This window comes from Thiohalophilus sp., assembly GCF_046483665.1.
Lineage (GTDB): Bacteria > Pseudomonadota > Gammaproteobacteria > UBA6429 > Thiohalophilaceae > Thiohalophilus.
The window spans coordinates 1-22,053 of the sequence record NZ_JAWOCR010000015.1; the positions used below are offsets into that span (position 1 = coordinate 1).

The 22,053-nt window shown below is 53.2% G+C and carries 19 protein-coding genes; 4 read left to right on the plus strand and 15 right to left on the minus strand.

Translation table 11 applies throughout. From position 1 onward, the window contains the following. Positions 1-395: nitroreductase family protein (locus R6U90_RS04050; RefSeq protein ID WP_410351387.1), on the minus strand; the 395-nt coding region annotated here is incomplete at its 3' end. A 353-nt stretch (positions 396-748) separates the two neighbouring features. On the opposite strand from R6U90_RS04050, the gene R6U90_RS04055 reads away from it, so the two are divergent. From R6U90_RS04055 to R6U90_RS04065, 3 genes are all read left to right on the plus strand, one after another. Continuing rightward, positions 749-1,456 carry an SDR family NAD(P)-dependent oxidoreductase gene (locus R6U90_RS04055; protein WP_410351388.1) on the plus strand — a complete coding sequence of 236 codons (708 nt, stop codon included), beginning with the start codon at positions 749-751 and terminating at the stop codon, positions 1,454-1,456. Next, positions 1,450-1,941: a DUF4174 domain-containing protein gene (locus R6U90_RS04060; protein ID WP_410351389.1), complete on the plus strand. Its 492-nt coding sequence runs from the start codon at positions 1,450-1,452 to the stop codon at positions 1,939-1,941. The genes R6U90_RS04055 and R6U90_RS04060 overlap by 7 nt, the downstream gene beginning before the upstream one ends. Positions 1,942-2,006: 65 nt before the next feature. Further along, positions 2,007-2,528, plus strand: coding sequence for a CIA30 family protein (locus tag R6U90_RS04065; RefSeq protein ID WP_410351390.1), 522 nt, complete (start codon positions 2,007-2,009; stop codon positions 2,526-2,528). A gap of 83 nt (positions 2,529-2,611) precedes the next feature. On the opposite strand, the gene R6U90_RS04070 is transcribed toward R6U90_RS04065, so the two are convergent. Both R6U90_RS04070 and R6U90_RS04075 read right to left on the minus strand, forming a co-directional pair. After that, a complete protein-coding gene (locus R6U90_RS04070; protein WP_410351391.1) occupies positions 2,612-3,070 on the minus strand; it encodes a DUF1499 domain-containing protein in 459 nt (152 codons plus the stop codon). A 69-nt stretch (positions 3,071-3,139) separates the two neighbouring features. After that, complete coding sequence (locus R6U90_RS04075) at positions 3,140-3,352, minus strand: hypothetical protein (RefSeq protein ID WP_410351392.1); 213 nt, start codon at positions 3,350-3,352, stop codon at positions 3,140-3,142. 280 nt (positions 3,353-3,632) lie between these two features. Here R6U90_RS04075 and R6U90_RS04080 point away from each other — a divergent pair, with 280 nt between their 5' ends. After that, positions 3,633-3,929 carry a hypothetical protein gene (locus tag R6U90_RS04080; protein ID WP_410351393.1) on the plus strand — a complete coding sequence of 99 codons (297 nt, stop codon included), beginning with the start codon at positions 3,633-3,635 and terminating at the stop codon, positions 3,927-3,929. Between the two features lie 97 nt (positions 3,930-4,026). Here R6U90_RS04080 and gpmI read toward each other — a convergent pair whose 3' ends face one another. From gpmI to R6U90_RS04140, 12 genes are all read right to left on the minus strand, one after another. Then, positions 4,027-5,613 (minus strand): 2,3-bisphosphoglycerate-independent phosphoglycerate mutase, encoded by a 1,587-nt coding sequence (gene gpmI / locus R6U90_RS04085; protein WP_410351394.1) that lies wholly within the window; start codon positions 5,611-5,613, stop codon positions 4,027-4,029. 366 nt (positions 5,614-5,979) lie between these two features. Then, positions 5,980-7,071, minus strand: a complete 1,092-nt coding sequence (locus R6U90_RS04090; protein WP_410351395.1) for a flavin monoamine oxidase family protein — start codon at positions 7,069-7,071, stop codon at positions 5,980-5,982. Continuing rightward, the gene (locus tag R6U90_RS04095; RefSeq protein ID WP_410351396.1) at positions 7,061-7,738 is read right to left on the minus strand and encodes a cupin domain-containing protein; all 678 of its coding nucleotides are present in this window, start codon (positions 7,736-7,738) and stop codon (positions 7,061-7,063) included. The genes R6U90_RS04090 and R6U90_RS04095 overlap by 11 nt, the downstream gene beginning before the upstream one ends. Before the next feature lie 490 nt (positions 7,739-8,228). After that, positions 8,229-12,242: an ATP-dependent RNA helicase HrpA gene (gene hrpA, locus R6U90_RS04100; protein ID WP_410351397.1), complete on the minus strand. Its 4,014-nt coding sequence runs from the start codon at positions 12,240-12,242 to the stop codon at positions 8,229-8,231. Positions 12,243-12,305: 63 nt separating this feature from the next. After that, a complete protein-coding gene (locus R6U90_RS04105; RefSeq protein WP_410351398.1) occupies positions 12,306-12,662 on the minus strand; it encodes a hypothetical protein in 357 nt (118 codons plus the stop codon). A gap of 11 nt (positions 12,663-12,673) precedes the next feature. Then, a complete protein-coding gene (locus R6U90_RS04110; RefSeq protein WP_410351399.1) occupies positions 12,674-13,039 on the minus strand; it encodes a nucleotidyltransferase domain-containing protein in 366 nt (121 codons plus the stop codon). Between the two features lie 136 nt (positions 13,040-13,175). After that, complete coding sequence (locus R6U90_RS04115; protein ID WP_410351400.1) at positions 13,176-13,634, minus strand: NADAR family protein; 459 nt, start codon at positions 13,632-13,634, stop codon at positions 13,176-13,178. A 13-nt stretch (positions 13,635-13,647) separates the two neighbouring features. Then, on the minus strand, positions 13,648-15,354 hold the full coding sequence (locus R6U90_RS04120; protein WP_410351401.1) for a protein adenylyltransferase SelO: 1,707 nt from the start codon (positions 15,352-15,354) through the stop codon (positions 13,648-13,650). 218 nt (positions 15,355-15,572) lie between these two features. Next, positions 15,573-16,982, minus strand: a complete 1,410-nt coding sequence (locus R6U90_RS04125; RefSeq protein WP_410351402.1) for a TonB-dependent receptor — start codon at positions 16,980-16,982, stop codon at positions 15,573-15,575. 311 nt (positions 16,983-17,293) lie between these two features. Continuing rightward, a complete protein-coding gene (locus R6U90_RS04130; RefSeq protein ID WP_410351403.1) occupies positions 17,294-20,695 on the minus strand; it encodes a DUF3427 domain-containing protein in 3,402 nt (1,133 codons plus the stop codon). Then, complete coding sequence (locus R6U90_RS04135) at positions 20,628-21,023, minus strand: HIT family protein (protein WP_410351404.1); 396 nt, start codon at positions 21,021-21,023, stop codon at positions 20,628-20,630. Before R6U90_RS04135 ends, R6U90_RS04130 begins: the two co-directional genes overlap by 68 nt. Before the next feature lie 142 nt (positions 21,024-21,165). Continuing rightward, on the minus strand, positions 21,166-21,540 hold the full coding sequence (locus R6U90_RS04140; RefSeq protein WP_410351429.1) for a Wadjet anti-phage system protein JetD domain-containing protein: 375 nt from the start codon (positions 21,538-21,540) through the stop codon (positions 21,166-21,168). Positions 21,541-22,053: the final 513 nt, after the last annotated feature.

Here is a 22,053-nt window from a genome sequence, read left to right on the forward strand (position 1 = left end):
CCGGCCAGCCCGCAGGAGCGCATGCCCTCATCCCTCTCCACCTGCGGGTTACCCCGATAATAACCGTCGATTGCCGGCACCAGCATATCCTGAACTTCCTGCGGAGCATTTTGCCAGTAACGTTGCGGCTGATGTTCCCAGGCCTTGTTGTCGAAACACAGCACCAGCAGCTCCGAGGCCTCGGTCACCTGCGCCTGATCCCAGGCAACGGCTCGAATCGCCTCGCGCTGTCCGGGATCGCGTACGCGCACAAAACGCCAGTTTTGAATGTTAAACGCAGTGGGAGAAAGGATCGCATGCTCCATCAACTGGTTAAACGTCTCCTCCGGCATCTGGTGATCGGGGTCATACCATTTAATGGCGCGTCGTGTGCGAACCGCTTCGCTGACTTGCATAACTATCTCCCTGACTAATAAACCTGGAAAAGACAACGATAAACAACTCGACAGTTTTTTCAACCATGTGACATTTATGCAACATTTAATGCGTTGACGGCCCGTCTGTTTCTCATGGACATGCCTGCTCCGGGATGACAGACTTTGACTATTCATCGATGTGTTGTAGCGGGTAATCCCACAGCCGTCATGTCTTAAATACTATTAATAGCTTTATGGGAACATCAACAACCCACGTTAGCCGGGAACGAAGTCTCACACCGCCGGTCAATCACTGTTGAGAATCAACTGACCCCTGTTCCGTTGACAGAAATCAACTACAACGCGCATTGGATAAGTAACCCGGTGACTCCATGAACATCGTAATCATTGGCGGCTCTGGCGGGATAGGTCGCACTTTTGTCGAAGTCCTGGCGGACCGACCCGCTATCAGTGCAATCCATGCCACCCACTATCGCACTCCACCACCATTTGATCACCCGATCGTCAGCTGGCACCCGCTGGATATCACGGATGAGACTGCTATCCAGCGCTGGGCGCAGAACCTGGGCGAGATCGACTGGCTGATCAATGCTGTCGGCATGTTGCACGATCCCGAACAGGGTCCCGAAAAAAGCATCCGCCGCCTCGACCCGGCGTTTTTCATGCAGAACATGACTCTTAATGCCCTGCCCACTTTTTTGCTGGCCAAGCACCTGCAGCCCCGTTTCAAACACGAGCGACCGGCGATCTTCGCCACCATCTCCGCCAAAGTGGGCAGCATCGAAGATAACCGGCTGGGCGGCTGGTACAGTTACCGTGCCTCCAAGGCCGCGCTCAACATGGGTCTCAAAACCCTGGCGATCGAATGGCAGCGCACCCTGCCCAATGTTGCCGTCGTCGCTCTGCATCCGGGCACCACGGATACGGCCCTGTCCAAACCGTTTCAACGCCATGTTCCACCAGGGCAACTGCAATCGCCTGTCTATACCGTCAATGCCCTGTTGAATGTCCTCGACAATCTCAGCCCCGAGCAGACGGGAAAATTCCGGGCCTTCGATGGAGAACTACTGCCATGGTAATACCAACAATGTGCCACCCGTTTCGTCGCTGGCTGGCATCAGCGCTGATACTGCTTGCACTGTATGGCATCGCCAGCACTCTCACAGCGGGTCAATTGTCGGACTATGAATGGCAAAACCGACCGCTGCTGCTCTTCGCCCCGGACAGCGACGACCCGCGCCTGCAACAAACCCGTACGAGACTGGATCAACATCGTTGTGAACTGGACGATCGGCAGATAATCCTCGGCGAGTTTGTCGCACAGGGACAGAGTCGCCTGGCAGACAAGCCTGTTACAAGCAAAACGGCTGCCGAGTTGCGCGAACGCTACGGAATCGAACCCGGGCGATTCGCGGTCATTTTAATCGGCAAGGACGGTGGCGAGAAATACCGGCTGTATGAGGTACCCGACCTGGATGGGATTTTTGCCCTGATCGACGGCATGCCCATGCGCCAGAACGAGATGGGCCAAAATCCGGGCGACTGCGGCAAAGACTCACCATGACACCCAACAAACAGCAGCGTCACGCTATCATTGCAATACTGTTATTTCTACAAACGGTAAACCTTATGGCTTCTCAAGACATCAACTACATCGATACCCGTGACAGTGGCAATCGCCATGCCAGCTCCGGCAACCAGTGGCGCCTGATCACCGACCAGGTCATGGGAGGTGTCTCGCAGGGTCAGCTCAATCCGGATACAGTTGACGGGCAGCCCTGCCTGCATATGCAGGGTGATGTCAGCCTGGAGAACAACGGTGGCTTTGTACAGATCGGCCTGGACCTGTCCAATGAAGTATTGCGCGATGTCTCGGCCTATACCGGACTGATGCTCGAGGTGTATGGCAACAATGAGCAATACAATGTTCATCTGCGTACCGCCGATATCTGGCTGCCCTGGCAATCCTATCGCGCGACCTTTACCGCCACACCTCAATGGCAAACGATCTTCCTGCCTTTTGCCGACTTCGAACCCCACCGCATCAGCACCGAATTCGACATCACCCACCTGGAGCGGATCGGCCTGGTGGCGATTGGCCGGCAATTTCGGGCCGATCTGTGTATTGGCAAAATCGGCTTCTACCGCTAACAGCGTTTCAGCCACTGCGATGTAACGGTTGCCCGTTCCCGTTCAGCTAGCGTGAGAAAGGATAAAAGAACCGGGGCACAGCACTATCGACTCTCAGCAAACCGCTTGCGGATATTTTCCACCCGCTGGCGATTAGCCCCCAGATCGGAATGGCCTACCCGCGACGCCGAGCGCACATGAATGACCGCCTGTGCGGCATCCAGCCGGAATTCCACATCATCCACAAAACGTAACAACGGGGTCTTATAAACCGCGTGCAGATAATCAGGCTTTTTGGCAGTCACCTCCCCGCCGGTTTCCTCGATCACCTGTTCAAGCCTGGTCCGGGCCTTTTCCGCCGGGACGGGATAGCTCAACGGTTCAATCCAGGCACTGCTCGATGGATATTCACTGCAGACACAATTCGGTGTCTTCGGGCAGGGTTGCAACTGGCCATCCACCAGGCCCAGCTCGGGCTGTTTACGCGAGGTAACGGACAATGCAATCAGCATCACGCCAACTATAACGATCAGCGAAACAAAAGAATAAACAAACAGTTTCATAAATTACCAGGCAATTGTGGCCATCCCGGTCCGGGACAGAGTAATACAGAGCAATGGTAAAACTCTTTATTATCCGGCGTCCATAAGATGCTGCAGGATTGCCTGCAACTCGGCTTCACTCATATCAACATGCTCCACCACGCGACCATAAAGCATGGCGGTCGGGGCGTTCCGGCCGTTGAGTTCCTTTTGTATCTGCTGGATACAGTACAACACGATCCGTTCTTTGCGGGTCAGGCCGTCACGAACATCGGGGAGGTTATCGAGGTCAAATGAGTTCATACCACCGGGCCGGACCGACCGGCAGGGAATAGTTGAGATAAGATATAGCAGAGGCGTTCATAATCTTTATGACCTCCATCCCCTGTTCTTGTTCCAGATGAATGCGCCGCACATTCAGTGTCTTTCATCAGGCCGACCGGGTTTGTTTCACCAATGATTATCTCCTGACACTCCGTTTCACTCTGGATTGCCCTGAGCGTAGCAGTGTCTATACTTGAATAAAGCATCCCACACCATCATGTTTCGACAGAAGATGCATGCAATCAACGGGAGAGTCTCCATGAATGATGTCAACCTTCGTTCCGACCACCTCGGCCGCTATCAAGCCCGCCTGAAACGCCTGGACGAACTCCTGGCACGGGCCCGTCAAAAACAGATCGAAAGTGTCGAACACAAAGCCGAACTGAACAAACTCGCCGAAAGACGGGAGGAACTCGCCACCCATCTGGAAAAGATTGAACAGATCCCGGCCGAAGACTGGCAAGAAGAGGAGATCGAACAGGCCGGGCCGATGGGAGTCTGGGATGCCGTAGCCCAGCAACTGGAAAAGCTGGTGGAAAAACTGGAAAAGAAATAACTTTGATTTGGTTTTTATCCGCTGACGGCTGGCTACCCCGTCCTCCTCCAGCCTCAGCGAAGGGGCATGAGGTATAAACAAACAGCAGTTTGCCCGCTCAGGCCACGCCCTGCAGGGAGTGATCGTCTTCCTTGCGCGGCAGCCGTTTGCTCGAGGTCAGCAACAGTGACGGCGAGGTCATCCCTGCCGGTTGCGGGAGGCCCATCAGTTGCAACACGGTCGGGGCCACGCTGGACAGCACCCCGGTGCAGGAGAGCTTCCAGTTGTCTTCATCCATGACCAGGCACGGCACCGGGTAAGTGGTGTGCTGGGTGTGCGGTTCGCCGGTCAGCGGGTCCACCATCTCCTCGCAGTTGCCATGGTCCGCAGTCAGCACCACCGAGTAACCGGCATTGTGTGCCGCATCCAGCACCCGCCCGACCTGCTCGTCCAGGGTTTTCACCGCAGCCAGCACGGCATGGCGTTTGGCGGTATGGCCGACCATGTCGCCGTTGGCAAAATTAACCACCATGAACGCATAACGCCCTCCACTGATCGCCTGGATCACCGCATCGGCGATCTCCGGGGCGCTCATCTGCGGCTTGAGATCGTAAGTCGCCACCTTCGGTGACGGCACCAGGAACTGCGACTCGCCCCGGTAAGGCGCACTGCGTCCGCCGTTGAAAAAGTAAGTCACATGCGGATACTTCTCGGTCTCGGCACAATGAAACTGCGCCAGGCCCAGAGTACTGATCACCTGCCCGAGGGTGGTGGCGGGTTGTTCCGGATCGAACAGGTAGGGGAATGAATCCTGTTTACTGTAGGGCATCATACAGGTCACGTCGGCCAGCGGCGCCTCGCCCCGATCAAATCCGGTGAAGTCATCCCTGCCCAGTGCCGCGACGATCTGCCGCGCCCGGTCCTTGCGGAAGTTGAAACTGATCACCGGGTCACCCTGCTCGATCGGCTCGAACCCGGGCAGCAGGATAGGCTGAATGAATTCGTCGGTATCGCCGTGCCGGTATGCCGCATGGATGGCCGTCTCGGCTGATACGGCCTTTTCGCCCTTGCCCTTGACCAGCGCCCGCCAGGCCAGCTCGGTCCGTTCCCAGCGATGGTCGCGATCCATGGCGTAGTAACGCCCCATGATGCTGCCGATGATGCCGCCGTTCGTGTTCAGCACCGCCATCAAAGGTTTGAGATAATTCAGTGCCGACTGCGGCGGGGTATCGCGGCCGTCGGTAATCATGTGTAACTGCGGCTTCACCCCGTGACGATGGCAGGCCTCGATCAACGCATGGACATGATCAATATGACTGTGCACCCCGCCGTCCGACACCAGGCCGAGCAGATGCAGGGGTCGCTGTCGTTGTTTGGCCTGATCCAGCGCGCATAGCAGCGCGGGATTGTCGTAAAACTCACCGGAGCCGATGGCATCATTAATCGTGACGATATCCTGGCGAACCAGGCTGCCGGCGCCCAGCGCCAGATGACCCACTTCGGAGTTGCCCATCTGGCCGTCGGGCAGGCCAACCGCCTGCCCGGAGGCATTGAGCAGGGTATGCGGATAATGGGAGAAATAGCGATCCAGGCTGGGGGTCGGCGCCTCGAACACCGCATTATGCTGCTTGCTCGGATTGACCCCGAAGCCGTCCAGGATCATCAGGATCACCGGACGTCGCGGCACCCCGGATACCGTTACCATGCGCCAACCAGCCGAAGATTGCTAACTATCATGTACATAATACTGGGCTCAAATCATGACGATTTGATGATAGTCGTTCAAGTACCGTGCCAGTTGCCGGCCAGGCGCAAGCCCCGTTCCAGGTGATTGATTTTACATATAAAGCGGTATCTCGCCGCCAGCGAGTTACCCTCAGCAGAGGGGGCGCCGATGCACCAGAATAGTGACTCTGCACCGTTAGTTAACAGCCGTGGCATGGAGCGCGCGATGACTGACAGCCCATCAGGTGAAAGCCCGGGGCGGCAAACAGCGAGCCCCCATCCGAATCAGGGCAGGCGGGGTTAACAGGGATATCGACACTTATATATAAAGGTATATAAAGGTACGTTATGTCGGCAGCCTGAACAGCCGCAGTATCTCGTCGGCGCTCTCCAGCGCGCCCTCGATGATCCCGCCATACTCCGGCGCCGCCTCGGTGCCGGCAATACTCAGATAGCCATCGAGCACTTGCCGCGGCAGCGCCGGGGAGTAATGCGGATGCTGATGTACCCCGACCAGGTCCGCCGCGGTGGTGGTCTGCGCCTCGGCGCTCCAGTCTTTCACAATAACCCTGTCGACTGTCCTGGCCTGCGGCCCGAACAGCTGTTCGAGCTGGGCCAGGCTGGCCTCGATCAAGGGCCCTTCACCGATCTGTCGGCGCTGCGAGGCGTTGAGCCCGACAAAGCTGGTCAGGGCACAGATTGACGGTTCGTCCCCGGCGACCAAGGGCGAGCCGTCATAGATCTCGGTCAACGGGCCACGCTGACTGAACGCCTCGCCGGACAATCCCTGCTCGCGCCAGAACGGCGAGTCATACAAGAACAGTATCTTGCAATGCCCGGCCATCCAGGTGGGCACCGCTTGCCATTCATGGCGTATATTGGCGGCCACATCGGGAGCCAGCTGCACAGACTCTGCCAGCAAACGCAAAGGCAAGGCCGAGATCACCTTGTCGGCTTTGAACTCGATGGCCCCGTCCTGATTCCGGGCCGTGATGGTCTGTGCACGGGCATCGATCGCGCGTACCGTCGTATTGCGATGAATCGTTATGTCCGAATTAATCGCCAGCGCCTCGACCAGGGATTGCGCGCCACCGACGATACGGCAGGACTGGCTATGCGGCGAAGGGCCGGGATGTCGCTGCACACCGCCATCCGATGCCTGCAGCAAGCTGTCTCCGTCGACATACTGGGCAAAGACTTCGACACCGAGCTCTTCGAGGAGACGGTTCAGGCGCGGCTGCATCTGTGGCCAGACCCACGCCGGACCCAGATCGATACGGGCATGCTGGTGCGCATCGATCTTTTTTGACATGATGCGCCCGCCAAGCCGGTCGCGGGCCTCGAGCAACGTAACCGGGTAATCCTGTTGTTGCAGACGATGGGCCAGGTACAGGCCACTCAAGCCCGCGCCAATAATGATCACAGCATCACGGCTCAAGATATGACACCGGCTGGAGTAAATGGCCCTGCTTGCGCCATACCCGGCAGGGTTCAGTCACACGAACACGATGGTTCGAACCTGCCGGCAGTCGTAACCAGCTGCCCTGTGTGTAATTGCCCTGGTCATCGTCAAATGCGCCTTCCAGCACAAAGTATTCAACGCCACCCTCATACTCAAAACGATGTTCAAAACCGGGCTCCAGCTCAAGCATATCCACCTGTTCATAGTCCGCATCGAACAGGGGCAAACGCGAATAGCGCGCATGCTGCTGCCACAGATTTTCGTCCCGTGTATCGATCGCAAGCTGTTGCCGATCATCAGGATGCATCTGCCAGAGCTTGACCAGGATCGTGCAGCCCTCATTACTGTGGGGCGCATGGCCGGTGCCTTTGGGGTTACGCACATAATACCCGGCCGGAAAATCCGCATGCTGATCGGAGAACGTCCCCGCCAGCACATAAAACTCCTCACCCCCGCCATGCACATGACCGGGAAAGGCGCTGCCCGGGGCAAAATTGACCACCGTCGTGACCCGCTCAACGGGTGGGTGATCCTCATCGCACTCCAGGCGCAGGCGACACACCCCGCTGGCCGGCGAGGTTTCCCATTCCAGTTGATGAGTATTGGCCGTGGCCCTCAGGGTCAGATCAGCATTTAATTTCATCTGAGCAGATCATGCCCTGTGAACGAGAGTAAGACGAATACAAACATCGTTGAACGATACCGTGGATAACTTTGAGAATCGAGTATAAGCTGGCCGGCAAATGACTTCAGCCCTGCCTGCCGCGTGGGTTTGATGCGCTACCCGCTTTCCAGCGGCGGTGAATAATCTTCAGTTTAACGGCCAACGTGACTGAAATTTATTCCATCCATACCTTTTATCGACGACGGGTTGTGAAGCCGGGAAAACAGCACAATGGCGGTATAATCTCACCAGTATATTTTCTCTGCCCCTTTTAAATTCCAGCAGGCGATCAATATCACTATCCGGTCCCGGCTCGCCCGTGCCGCCGAACCGGGCTCACTCGAATACCCGATATCCTTTTATTCTATCCGGCCAGCTATCCAGTGACCTGTGCCCGGATGACAGCAGCGAATTCCGGGGCGACTCTCTTTGGGCAGGCCGGATATAGCAACAGGGTATCGGCAATTCGCTAAAGCCGCGCCGCCTGTTGATCGAGTTTCCCGGGCGAAACCGACACCGAGGTCCCCAGCTCCTGGGCAAACAGGGACACGCGCAGTTCTTCCACCATCCAGCGGTAGGTCTCCCACTGCGGGCTGAGCGTTTGTTGCGGCGCGTCGCCGATCTGCGCATACACCCGGTTCCAGTGCTTTTGTATCTCGCCCTGACGTTGTTTATCCGCCGCCGGCGAGCGTTCCAGCTTGTCCAGTCGCAAATTAATGGCCTTGAGATAGCGCGGCAGGTGCTTCAGCCACTGTCGCGGCGTGGTGCTGATAAAACCCTCGTAGACCAGGCAATCCAGTTGCTGGCGGATGTCCCTGACGGCGTCGAACCAGGCCAGGGGAATATTGCCCTGCAGACGTTTGGCGACGTGATGGTATTGCTCGAGGATCTCGTACAGCCGATCACAGATTTCATTCGCCACGCTCATCAACTGGCTTTTGGCCTCTCCCGCCCGACGATTGAACCCCTCCTGTGAACGAATATCCCCGATATCCTCCAGCAGAGCCTCATCGATAATGGCATCGATGAGATCCTGTAACAGGCTTTGCTTGTCGCCGATCGAGGTATAGAACAACTGGATCTTGTCGATGTGGCGCAGGTTCTTGCGCAGGTACTTCATCTCCTTGCGGGCCACCAGTCGGAACAGCCGGCGTAGACCCGGTCGCTGCTCGGCCGCTGCCTGCTCGGGATCACTGTACAGGCGCACCGATACACTCTCGCCATCCTCGCTATCGTCCACCAGCGCCGGGATGGCGCGAATGGTCAGGCCGTGTTGTTCCAGCTCCACGACCTCCGGCAGCTCCCCGAAGTCCCACCGGGTAATGTTTTGCTTTTCAATACTTGATGTGGGCAGTTCGGCCAGAACGCCTTCACTCAGGGTCGACAGCTCCTGCTGCAACTGCCCCAGATCCCGGCCGACGCCCAGCACCTGGTGGTCCTGATCGACCACGCGGAAGTTCATATGATAAAACTCCGGCAGGTTATCCAGTTGCCAGGCATCCCGGTCGATCTTCGTGCCACTGATCTTTTGCATGTGCGCGGCCAGGTTGTCGAGTAACGGCCGATGGCGATCATCATTTGATGCCAGAAAATCATCCGCATAATTGGGTACCGGCACGAACTGCTTGCGCAGCGCCTTGGGCAAACACTTGATCAGCGCAATCACTTTGTCACGCAGCAAGCCGGGGACCAGGTAATCAAACGACGCTTCGCGTAACTGCCCCAGGATGGCCAGCGGCACGATGACTGTCACCCCGTCCTCGGCATGGCCCGGTTCAAAGTGGTAATCCAGATCCAGCGTGACCCCGTCGATCTGCATGGACCCGGGGAACTGCTGCTCGTTGATGTGTTCCGCCTCATGGCGCATCAACGATTCTTTTTGCAGATAGAGTATTTCGGGGTGGGTCTGCTGCACGGTCCTGAGCCATTTCTCGAAGGCCTTGCCGCTGTAAACCCCCTCTGGAATACGCGCGTCGTAAAATTCGAACAACGCCTGTTCATCCACCAGGATATCCCGGCGCCGGCCCCGGGCCTCCAGCGATTCGATCTCCTCGATCACCGACTGGTTATATTTAAAGAATGCCGCCCGGGTCTCATAGTCCCCCTGTACCAGGGCCTCGCGGATAAAGATCTCCCGCGCCAGCACCGGGTCGATGGGGCCATAGTTAATTCGCCGTTTCGGGCAGATCGTAATCCCGTACAGGGTGGTGCGCTCGAAGGCGCCGACCTGGGCCGGTTTCTTCTGCCAGTGAGGCTCCGAATAACTGCGCTTGAGCAGATGGGCCGCGAGTTCTTCCACCCACTGTGGCTCTATCCGGGCCACCATGCGCCCGTACAGGCGGGTAGTTTCCACCAGCTCGGCACACATGATCCATTTGGGGGGCTTTTTGGCCTGCCACGAGCCCGGGTGAATATGAAAGCGGATATTGCGCGCGCCATGGAACTCGTTGGACTCGATAGCCTTGTTACCGATATTGCCCAGCAGGCCCGACAGCAAGGCCCGGTGGATGTCGTCATACCCGGCCGGTGTGGTATTGAGCCGAACGCCCTGCTCTTTAAATAGTGTATAGACCTGCTGGTAAATGTCCCGCCACTCCTGCATGCGGTTGTAGGAGAGAAAATGCTGCTTGCAGAACTTGCGCAGCTTGTTCTGGCTGAGGTGTTTGCGCTTCTCCTCGTACAGGCGCCATAAATTCAGATAAAACAGGAAGTCGGACTTTGGCTTGATTTGATTTCTCTGGTCTTTTTTCTGTTTATGCTTGGGTGTGTTGGCGTTGTTATCCGCTTCCTGGTCTTCCGGCGGGAAATAAATCAGCCGGTGTTGCTCATCAGCCTGTTGCTGCTTGTCGGCCGGGCGTTCCCGCGGGTCCTGCACACTCAGCGCACTGCCGATGATCAACAGCTCCTGCAGGCAGTTGAACTGCCTTGCGGCGATCAACATGCGACCGATCTTCGGGTCCACCGGCAGGCGCGCCAGTTCCTTGCCCAGTGTTGTGACATTCTCGTGTTCATCCACCGCGCCCAGCTCATGCAGTAGCTTGTAACCGTCCCTGATGTAGCGGGCATCCGGCGGCTCGATGAACGGGAAGTCTTCGATATGCCCCAGCCGCAAGGCCTCCATCTGCAGAATCACCGCCGCCAGGTTGGTGCGCCTGATCTCCGGGTCGGTAAACTCGGACCGCGCGTTGAAGTCGGCCTCCGAGTAGAGGCGAATACACACGCCCTCGGCAATCCGACCGCAGCGGCCCTTGCGCTGGTTGGCGCTGGATTGCGACACCGGCTCAATGGGCAGGCGCTGGATCTTGCTGCGATAACTGTAGCGGCTGATCCGCACCGTGCCGGTGTCGATCACGTAATGGATACCGGGCACCGTCAACGAGGTCTCGGCGACATTGGTCGCCAGCACAATGCGCCGGTGTTTGGCCGGGCTGAACACCCGGTTCTGTTCCGCGCCGCTCAGTCGGGCATATAACGGCAGTATCTCGGTCTGCGGCGGATGATGCTTGCGCAGCGCCTCGGCCGCCTGGCGGATCTCCCGCTCGCCACTGAAAAAGATCAGGATATGCCCCGGGCTTTTGCCCTGCTCGGTATCGATCGCCGCCAGCTCATCCACCGCCTCCAGCACGGCCTGTTGCATGTCCCGGGTGGTCGCGTCGCTGTCGTCATCGCCTGAAGCACATTCACTCTCCAGCAATGGCCGGTATCGCACCTCGACCGGGTACGTGCGGCCCGAGACCTCGATGATGGGGGCATTGTCAAAATGGCGGGAAAAGCGTTCGGTATCGATGGTTGCCGAGGTAATGATCACCTTCAGATCCGGCCGCTTCGGCAACAGCTGTTTGAGATAACCCAGCAGAAAATCGATATTCAGGCTGCGCTCGTGGGCCTCGTCGATAATCAGGGTATCGTACTCGTTCAGGAACCGATCGCCCTGGATCTCGGCCAGCAGGATCCCGTCGGTCATCAGTTTCAGATACGTATTCGGACCGACCCGGTCCTTGAACCGGACCTTGTAGCCTACCGCCTCACCCAGGTCAGTCTGCAGCTCGTCAGCCACCCGGCTGGCAATACTGCGCGCCGCCAGGCGCCGCGGCTGGGTGTGGCCAATCATCCCGGCCACGCCCCGCCCCAGCTCCATGCAGATCTTGGGTAACTGGGTCGTCTTGCCCGAGCCCGTCTCCCCGGCCACGATCACCACCTGGTGCTGTGCGATTGCCTCGCGGATATCCTCGCGCCGCTCACTGACCGGCAGATTTTCCGGGTAAGTCGGTACCGGCAGCCCGACCCGTCGCCGGGCACGTCGCGACGCCGAGGCCTGGATATCCGCGGCCAGTTGCTGCCATTGCGATTCGGCAGCGTCAGTCTTACCCTTTGACTGCCGGAGTTTCTTCAACCGCCGACGAAAACGGAACTGATCGCGCAGCATACAGCTGGCGATCAGGTCAGATAACGATTGGGGATTCGATGCCGGGGGCGCTTTCATCAGGGATTACCGGGGGATTACCGGGAGTATTCAAAGGGCGTTCTGTAGTAATTTGATGCATAGCTATTCATTTTTTACTGGCCCCAGCGCTTCGGCTAACTCCAAAAGCTCTGTTGTTATTTCAGTCAATTCCAGAAGCAACTGTCGATTCACATCCAATTGCCCTTCATACTCGGCTAAATTACGTTGTTTATGACATTTGTCGAGCACGAGCCACTTTGCTTTATCCAGCCCAACGGTATGCTGGGTGCATTGAAATACCAGGTAACGGTTCTCGGAGCGATAACCATGCCAACGCAATGCAGCGGTAGCCAACGTGTGTGCTGCATCGTAGGCCAATAAAAACCGGCTTTCCTCGGATAACGCTTCTACCTGTGCATCCTTTAGCCTTCGTTTCGCTTGATGCGACCAGCCCTTCAAATTCCGCCTGATCAGGCGGTTCCTTTTTGAGTTGTTTGATTTTTACCAGGTTGTCCAAATTCTGTAATGTCATCGGCGCTTCCTTTCACCCAGATTTTGGGTTGTTCCATTACCCGTGTTAAGAATGCATTCTTATCCATGATTTTCTTTCTTATATCTGACCTGGCATAAATTGTTGGATTGATCTCCCTTCCCAATGTCTCATCCGTTTCTGCTAACAGACTCATGAGGTCAGAGCAGGCAACCGATTCAGAGACCACAAACAGATCCACATCGCTGCTGGCCGTATCCTCACCCCTGGCAATCGAGCCATAGATAAAGGCGCATTCTATCGCTTTATCAAACGGCACCAAAGCCTCACGAATCACATCCACCATCCCGAAAGTCTTGATCGCAAGACCACGCAGCTCGGCAAAGACCGGAGATGATGGATTAGCCTGAAAATGTTACTGATTGCCTACTCTTGTCACCGACACCAGGCCGGACTGGCACGCGGGTCAGACTCCGCTCATGCTACGACTCAGCGAGTTTATCCCGAATATCCATGAGTATCTTGCCGTACATGTTCTCACCACGGCCATCCCGACCGCAGCCCCAGTAATAATCATACAGGCTGTTCTCGACGATCTTTTGATCACCGGTTTTTCGCAGTGCACGGGCCACTTCCTCATGGCTTCGGCATTTCGTGTAGGTACCGCGCGTCATCACTGTTGACTTGATTTTCTTCCAGTCCTTGCGGATCTGTTTTTTATTCTGCTTTGCAAGTTTCGCAGCATCTATGGGGTGCGGGGCCTGGCGAATGGTTTCTCGAATGGCCTCGTCTTCGAACTTCATTGCCTGATAATAATGTTCCACTGAGGGCCAATCCGCCTCGTCCAGATGAAAACCGAACCTGGAATAGCTCGACAGGGGATCGTTCACATCCTGACGAGAGAGATAAACATCATTGTCAGTTTTCGATTTAAAAAGCATTCCGGGCCCTTTGTTATGACGAGCAGCTCATATGCGACACCCCGCCGAGCTCACTGAACTCGGGGGGCTTCAGGCGATAGTATTTCTCTTCCACTTCTTTCGACTGCTCGGCGTAAGGTTGTGTCATCACGTCTTGCAGTTCTCTGATCAGCGTGTAGTCTCCCATGGCCGCCTGCTGATAAGCCGGGGCCAGCAACCATTCCCTCAAGGTGTATTTGGGATTCACGCGTTTCATTCGTACGGTGATATCTTCCAGCGTGCCCGGCTCATCGCCCAGCCGCGACTGCCATTGGCTCAGCCACTCTGACCACTGCTGTTCCAGCTCGTCAGTCAACTGGCCGTAGAAGCTCTTTTTCAGCGGGCCAATATCACCCGGTATCGATGAGAGTTCGCGAAAGAAAAGGGTGTAATCGACCGAGGTTTGCAGCATGAGGTTGGCAAGCTCATTGAACAGGTCGACGTCCAACGTCTCCAACCCCAGTTTGGCCGCAAACATCTTTTGCAATGCTTCCTGCATCACGTTGGCAAAGCCGTTTCGAATCTCGTCAAGCTGTTGCGTCGCCTTGTGATTCGATTCCAGTAGCGGCCGCAACGCGGTACAGAAACTCTCGAAGTTACGTTCGGCGGCCACGGGCTGATTCCAGAACGCAAAGTGCTCCCCGCCGCCTGTCCAGGGCTGGTAGTAAGGATCAAAGACCTCCATGAAGCCAAACGGGCCATAATCCAGGGTCACACCACCGGCCTGGGTGTTATCGCTGTTGAAATTGCCCTGGCAATAACCGACCCGGATCCAGTTGGCCACCAGCGAGGTCAGGCGGCTACGAAATTCCTGTGCGAGCAGGACCACCTTCTCGGGGGTACTCAGACTCGGGTCGATGACATCCGCGTACTCACGGTCGACCAGGTGCAACACCAGCTGCTCCAGTTCCGCCAGCGCATCAGGGTGTTCCTGCTTGCGCGCCCGGCGACCAAACAGCTCAAGCTGGCCCACCCGAATGAATGACGGGGCAACGCGCGTCGAGATCGCCACGTTCTCCTCGGCCATTCGGTCGGGTTCGAACGAGTGCGAACCTTCTGAATACCAGGGTCGATCGACCGTCTCCGTTTTCGACACATACAGGCTCAACGACCGGGAGGTCGGCACCCCCAGGGCGTGCATGTGTTCCTGGGCCAGGAACTCCCGAACACTCGAGCGCAACACCGCGCGACCGTCCGCGCCGCGGCAGTAGGGCGTGCGACCGCCTCCTTTTAGCTGCATCTCCCAGCGTCGACCACCAATGACCGCCTCAAGCACCGACATGGCACGACCATCCCCATAGCCGTTACCGGTCCGAAACGGGCACTGCGCGGTGTATTCGGTGCCGAAGATGGAAAGGGCATAACCCGTGGCCCAGCCCACCGGGCGCATCGGCGCCGGAACCTGTGAAAGATCGCCGCTGAACACCCGCATAAAATCGGCCGACTCGGCCAGGCTGTCGGCCAGGCCCAGTTCCTGGAAAAAGCCCCGGCTGTGCGCGACATACTCGGGATTTTCGATGGGCGTGGGTTTAACCGGGACATAATGTCCCGAAGAGATCTGACGCGGATCATGATCCGCCCCGTGTTCACTCGCCTCGGGATCGCGATTGAGTGTATCCATGAAGGAGTAATCCGCACATTCTGCGAGATCCTCCAGCGTCGAGATGCCGGGGGCAGATTCCTGCAATACTTGATTTTTCATAGGGTAATTAGACACTGTTTAATCTGATCTTCACTATGCCATGCAAACGGAGGCGTTGTGAATAAGACTCTATATCAGCGCAGGGGTTCAAAAGAAAATAGCGTCATACAATGAGGGACTCTTACTTAAACGTGTCGGTAACCTTTTATATTTACTGTTACCCGACCCCGTGATTATATGCCCGTCAAGTTTAAATAAAAGCCGTGGTCTGTTCCCTGCTATTCTGTTGCAAACCCAAACAAGCGTTTTGACTTGATGAGTTCTGTAACATTTTCGGGTACGCTGGATTCCCACTGTTTATTTCCAGCCTGTAATTCCTGTAAGACTTCATGTGAGTAGATCTTCAGGTATTCAGTTGGTATAGATTCTAATCCGTGAATATAGCCATTTTCTTTCAGATGAGCCAAAAGGTTTTGTAAGTTTTCTGCCGGTCGAAACTGGTCCAGACCAATGAAATTACCATTGGTCTGATCGTGCATTGGACAGACATACAGACGCAGGTCATGACGAAACAGGCGGCCACAAGCTTCGAGTATTCCTCCGGATAGATCTTCATAATGCTTTTCGTCGAAGAGCTCATACAATGAGGGCAGCCCCATTGCAATGGCGATCGGTTGCCGGGTGTAGCGGAACAGGTACTGAGCGAGGCGATAGTACTCACCGTAGTTGGAGATTAATACGTTCATACCCAGTGCAGCCAGTATGTCTGCACGATTCAAAAAATCACTGGCATCCACGCACTCGCCATCTTCTTCGCAAAGATTATTCAAGGTCATCTCGGCAAGCACGACCAGTTTGCTATCATCAATATCGTTTTCACGCGTCAGGGTTTGACGAGTTTTTTCAAGTAAATCAACGGTCAGATGTGTTGGTGGACGAAATCGACTACGTTCAATTAAAACCGGGCGTTGCCAGAGCACATCGGCTACCTGGGCAACTCGCCCGTCAGCAGTAAACATGGCAGCATCACTCATGCCTTGTTCGACCAGTTGCAGAGCCATCAGGCGATTATCTACCCGGGCAAATGCCGGACCTGAGAAGTCAATCATATCCAGTTCCGCCTGGTCCGCATGAACATTATCCTGTAATGAGCTGAGCAGAGTCGTCGGATCCTCGTGTAACATCAGCGCACCATAGATCAGATTGACGCCGAGTAAACCCAGGGTCTCCTGATCCTGTAAATTGCTTTTACCATGCAGGTTAACATGTAACTCAATCCGGGAAGGCGGCTGGTTGGGTTGTGTTTGGAAGCGGATCCCAAGCCAGCCCTGGCCATCCTTTTTATGGCTGTAGCTGCGGGCAGAGACGGTATTGGCGAATGCAAAAAAAGTTGTATCACTGCCGCGTGTCGTAGCAAGGCGTTCCAGTAACAGGTTGTATTCGACTTCGAGCATGGCCTGTAAACGTTCGCGGCAGACATAACGCGGAGCGCTGCCATAAATCGCATCAGAAAAAGTCATATCGTAGGCTGACATGGTTTTGGCAATGGTGCCGGCTGCTCCACCGACACGAAAAAACCAGCGGGCTGTTTCCTGGCCGGCGCCGATTTCGGCAATCGTTCCATATTTTTGTCGTGAACGATTAATGGCGGCGGCTTTCTGGTACTGGTCGTGGATGGTCTCGCTCATCTGGTCTCTCCTTGCCGAAATTAACAGGCTATCTTACCCATTATAGTCAAAGCTGCATCAAAACTTCGCTTTAAATCCCCTTGAATCTGCACGCCGGGGGCAGGTCTTGTAGTTTGCTTCTCGAAAGGCAAGACCAGACCCTAATTTCGGACGAGATGTTCATCTCTTGTGACTGGAGGGTATTTCGGGTTATTAAAAGGACGGTATGATAGAAATTTCAGTCAGGTGAACCAAAATGGTCGGTGACAACCGAAAATTATTCGTATTAGCATTTGTCACCGACCATTTTTATCCTATCGCTTATTATCTACTTATAACCTAAAATACTCAAAAAGCTCATCTGTGAGCGGTTCATTCATCAGCCATACCACGCTCATAGGATTAGCCCCAGTATGACTTTCATAGACTAATTTCCCACAATATATAAACGGTGCAGCAGTTTTACCTTCTAGCTTATTCTTTCGAACAAACAAGTGTACATCACCTCGATCTCGAACATGATTAACAATCCCCTCACCTTTAGAACCATTTGGGGCCGTACTATTTTGGCTTTGCCAATGAAAATGACTTTTATCGATAAAATAATCGTGATATTGATGCTCTTTCAGCTTGCCCTGTTTATTTAGTGTAACTAGTAGATATTGATCTTTAGAATCTCGGATTCTGACATGTCCTGCCTGCCATGATCCGGGGTTAAATTCATAGCCGAATAACGGCGGGATTTCTTCGCGCATGAATGAGTCGTGCAGAGCTAAGGATTGTGGATCAATAACCGTTATTAAGCGCGCGAAAGTTCGCATCTCATTACTTGCTTGTAATATTGGATAAGCGGGGTTTCGCGCAATTAAATCGTACCGCCCACCCGGTCGCTTTTTTACATCACGTAGAAGGTATTGATCACCCCCAGCAGTATCTTGCTGCTCAATAGCGATGGTTTGGCTACTGAGACTGCCAGCCTTGTCACTGCGAATTAGCTCTAAGAGTAGATAGTCTCCATCCTTAATTGGATTTTTTGTACCCTTCATGGAATCACCTGAGGCCCGCGCAATAAAGTGACTTGCAGGATCTAAGTGACCATAGCTAAGAGGCAAAGCAATGTATTCAATCTTCTCTGAACTGTGCTCACTAGTCCGAAAATAACCACAAGCAATCTTTAAGTCTGAAAAGAATGGTACCTGATGCTTTTCTTCTTCGGAACTTGGCAGTACATTCACATTTGATGATTCCTCATCACGCGACTCATATTGCAGAAGACGGAAATTAAGTAACTCCTGCGTCATACAAGAAATAGCCTCTACCTGCTCCGGCGGTACCTCCTGGCTAAAGCAAATACTGTCTTCTTGTTGGGTAAAAAATGCCTTAGCACCGTTGCGATTGGCTCCCGTCCATACTGCAACTGGATTTCTCTTCCAATAGGCTAACCATACTCTACTATTTTTCTCATCAAGGGTTAACACATCGCGAAACTCGTCTGGTAAATCTCTGAGTAACTGGCGTCTACGACGCAATAATTCAAAAGACTTGTTAGCCAAGTCATTGAGATTGACATTTCCAATGAACCCATCTAATTCGATGAATGCTCCCAATAAAATCATCTTAAATGACTTCGTCATTTGCGTGACTTCAACTTCACGAAAAAAGTCCTTGTATCTCTCAAAGACTACTTGTTCAACAGTATCAAGATCGCCTTCTGAGGCCACCAAGCCTAACCACTGTTCATGCTCATGCCGTACAGTCGTAAAAGCCCCGCCTCCCATATAAAATTCAGACAAGGTGGGACGGCGATCTAGACTTTCACGAAGACCACGGTATATCTCTAATTGGGTATCGATACGGGTACTTACCAACTCACGAAGAATATCAATGGCCTTGATGTCATAGTTAACAAAACACCCCTTCGGTAAAGGAAGCTCATCCGCCTCCGCTTGGTCAACAAACTCGCGTCTTGCACTATTGTTTGATGCCAATTGAAATAAGGCTTCGGCTTTTTTAAAAAAACTAATATGGTTGCCAATAAAATCAATCACCACTAAATGGCTTTTATCGGTCTCAGGGCTAAAACGCAGGCCTCTACCTAACTGCTGCTGAAATAATATCTTAGATTCCGTCGGCCGAAGCATCATCACGGTATCAATCGCTGGGACATCCACTCCTTCGTTGAACAAATCAACTGAAAAGACTACGGACACCTCACCACGAGTCAGTTGTGCCAGAGCCTCATTACGTCTTATTTCTGACTCACTGTGCACCGAAACGGACGGAACATCATGCCGGTTGAAATACTCCGCCATAAAATCCGCATGTCGGCGTGAAACACAAAATGCCAGAGTACGGCTCTGATGTAATTCATGCCATTTTGTTAAGGCATGTCTCGCTCTGGCCTGGGTGGCTAATTGATTGATCAACGCTTCGGGATCAAATCGATTATTGCGCCAGGGTATTTCTTGGTAATTCACATGCTCATCGCCAATGCCATAATAATGAAACGGACAAAGCAGTTGTTTATCGATACCATCGGCCAATCCCTGACGATAGACCAGATTGTCATCACACAGATGAAGAATATCCACCTGATCCGTACGCTCTGGTGTCGCTGTTAATCCGAGCAAGAATCGCGGCTTAAAGTGCGTTAATAATTTCAGGTAAGTACGCGCTGCCGCATGGTGAAACTCATCAATAACAATATAATCAAAATGATCTTCCGAGAACTTTTCTAAATGCCTAATCTTTCCAAGGGTTTGTACAGAGGCAAACATCATATCTACATTTACTTGGCTTTCTCGTCCCGTATAGCGCCCTACTTTAGATTCAGGGAAAATTCTTACAAAAGTCCGTTCAGCTTGATCTAATATTTCCTCGCGATGCGCAACGAACAATATACGCTTTGAACTCATAGCTTTAGCATCAAAGGCAGATAGCCAAGTTTTACCCATCCCAGTTGCTAGTACAACTAAACCACGCTGATAACCTTGTTCGCGGGTCTGATGTAAAGCATCTAAGGCCTCAGACTGTGCATCTGTTGGAACTGGTGGTAGCTCTGGAGGGTCGACTGGCTCTGGTTTGTGAGATATTTGTGTGTTTTGATATCGTACTTGATAGCCATCAATCCACTCATGCGATAGTGGGATAGAATTACCGATCACGAATAACCTCTTAAACTCCTTTTTTATTTCTCTAAATCGTAACTCATTTTCAATACTATCAACTCTTAAATTCCATTCTAGCCCATCAGTCAATGCGGTTTTACTTATATTACTAGAGCCAACGAAAGCGCTACCACTTTCAGCCGCAGCTTCATCCTGCGCAATAAAAATATAAGCTTTCATGTGAAAACTCTGCTGTCCCTTGCTCTCAAATACCTTTACCTCTGCACCTAATTCCTGCAAAAGCATTAATTGCCGAAGTGCCTGTGGCTCTGTAACCTCGAGGTAATCACCAGTAATCAAGCGAAGTTTTGCAGGCTGTTCTCGTTTCAGTGCGTCTTCTAGCGCCTGGTAAATTAAGTTCAGCCCAGCAGTGCGTATAAAAGCAACCGCCATATCTATCTGAATAGCATGATTAATCTTATCTAGTAATTTGGGCAAGAACGGGTCATCTGCTCCAGCACAAAGATATTTTTTGTCATTTGGAGATGCAGTCATACTTTCAATCATCCCAATATTTTGCTTTTTCAGGAATAATCCAACGGACTCCACCTCTTGGGTCATCGACATCGTATTTATAACGGGGAATCAAATGGATATGCAGATGAGGAATAGTTTGCCCTGCTGTTGGACTGTCGTTAATTCCAATATTATAGCCGTCCGGGCGGAACTCTTTATCCAATTCTAGTTTTGCCATATCAATGAGAGATAAAAGAGCCTCTCTTTCATGGGGAGAGGCATCGAAAAACGAAGATGAGTGACGTTTAGGAATGATGAGCGTATGTCCATTGCTGATGGGGTAACCATCATGGATAGTGATAGCATGATCATTCTGCATGATTATGCGCCCCGCGCTATCTAAATCTACAATATTACAGAATGGGCAGTTTTTATTCATTTTGCGTTTAATGAGCTTTAGAGTTACTTGCGTAGAATGATAATGATTCGTCTTTTTTACCAAACCCTTTTATGTAGACCAACAATAAAATTAGGTATACTGTCCTGATTTCATCGATGCAGCATAATTTCGATCAACTCGATCATATAACCTCCTGTAAAACCTTCCAAGCGACATCCCAAGCAATCCGCTCCTGTTCCAGGCGGACATTCTGTCCCCAGCTATTGCGTTTAATAGCTTGATATACTCTCTGCTCAGAATCAGTCAATTTATGTAATGTTTCTGCACTATGTTGATTCCTTTCCTCTACCCACATATCCCGATAGCCGTGTAGAGTCTCTTCATCCATTAATACGGATTTAAGATTGGGAAGATAATTTCTGGCACGATTGAGAATCGCAAAACCATGCGTATCCAAATCGCCCCAATATATACAGTGAGCCTTAGTGACCCAAGGCAAATGACCTAGCACATCAACACCATATCCTAATTGCATAATAACGACTGACCCCGGCAGATCACCGAAAAAATTTAAGGGGTCAAAGCCCTTTAAATACCTGCCGACGTTCTAGCCAACCTCGCAAACCTAATCAAGAGGTCTGGGACATATAAGTACCATTATCATTCAACCTGATCTTTATCCTGCACAACACTACTCTCCGCGATGAGCTTATGGTCAAACACTTCACATGTTTGAGCTACCAGTAGTCTGTCGTTCGGGGGCACTGCCGAGTCGTCTGACACTATTTATTATTCAACCGTGCTATCCAGCCTAACCCAGATTTACCTGCATGAATATGAGGGACAACCCTTAGCCGAAATGAGTCCTTCTGGCTATTTCGGCAGGGAAGAGTGACGCAGAGAAATAGCCCCCAGTCGGCAGATATCAGCCGCAGCTGAACGGCTTGATCAGTCGGGCTGAAGGCTGAGCCTGCCTGAATCTGAAAATCGCGCCTGCAAGGCCCTCCCACAATGTCCTTCGGACAGGGTCGAGGGGCGAGTTACGAGGGACGAGGAACAAAGTGTTTTG

Bases quoted from the DNA above. Each gene is read 5' to 3' on its own strand.
- R6U90_RS04130 (WP_410351403.1), bottom strand. From the start codon at position 20,695: ATGTCGATGACCCAAGAGGTGGAGTCCGTTGGATTATTCCTGAAAAAG.
- R6U90_RS04080 (WP_410351393.1), top strand. From the start codon at position 3,633: ATGAATGATGTCAACCTTCGTTCCGACCACCTCGGCCGCTATCAAGCC.
- hrpA (WP_410351397.1), bottom strand. From the start codon at position 12,242: ATGAAAGCGCCCCCGGCATCGAATCCCCAATCGTTATCTGACCTGATC.
- R6U90_RS04135 (WP_410351404.1), bottom strand. From the start codon at position 21,023: ATGAATAAAAACTGCCCATTCTGTAATATTGTAGATTTAGATAGCGCG.
- R6U90_RS04115 (WP_410351400.1), bottom strand. From the start codon at position 13,634: ATGCTTTTTAAATCGAAAACTGACAATGATGTTTATCTCTCTCGTCAG.
- R6U90_RS04125 (WP_410351402.1), bottom strand. From the start codon at position 16,982: ATGAGCGAGACCATCCACGACCAGTACCAGAAAGCCGCCGCCATTAAT.
- R6U90_RS04055 (WP_410351388.1), top strand. From the start codon at position 749: ATGAACATCGTAATCATTGGCGGCTCTGGCGGGATAGGTCGCACTTTT.
- gpmI (WP_410351394.1), bottom strand. From the start codon at position 5,613: ATGGTAACGGTATCCGGGGTGCCGCGACGTCCGGTGATCCTGATGATC.
- R6U90_RS04120 (WP_410351401.1), bottom strand. From the start codon at position 15,354: ATGAAAAATCAAGTATTGCAGGAATCTGCCCCCGGCATCTCGACGCTG.
- R6U90_RS04060 (WP_410351389.1), top strand. From the start codon at position 1,450: ATGGTAATACCAACAATGTGCCACCCGTTTCGTCGCTGGCTGGCATCA.
- R6U90_RS04095 (WP_410351396.1), bottom strand. From the start codon at position 7,738: ATGAAATTAAATGCTGATCTGACCCTGAGGGCCACGGCCAATACTCAT.
- R6U90_RS04070 (WP_410351391.1), bottom strand. From the start codon at position 3,070: ATGAAACTGTTTGTTTATTCTTTTGTTTCGCTGATCGTTATAGTTGGC.
- R6U90_RS04065 (WP_410351390.1), top strand. From the start codon at position 2,007: ATGGCTTCTCAAGACATCAACTACATCGATACCCGTGACAGTGGCAAT.
- R6U90_RS04075 (WP_410351392.1), bottom strand. From the start codon at position 3,352: ATGAACTCATTTGACCTCGATAACCTCCCCGATGTTCGTGACGGCCTG.
- R6U90_RS04110 (WP_410351399.1), bottom strand. From the start codon at position 13,039: ATGGTGGATGTGATTCGTGAGGCTTTGGTGCCGTTTGATAAAGCGATA.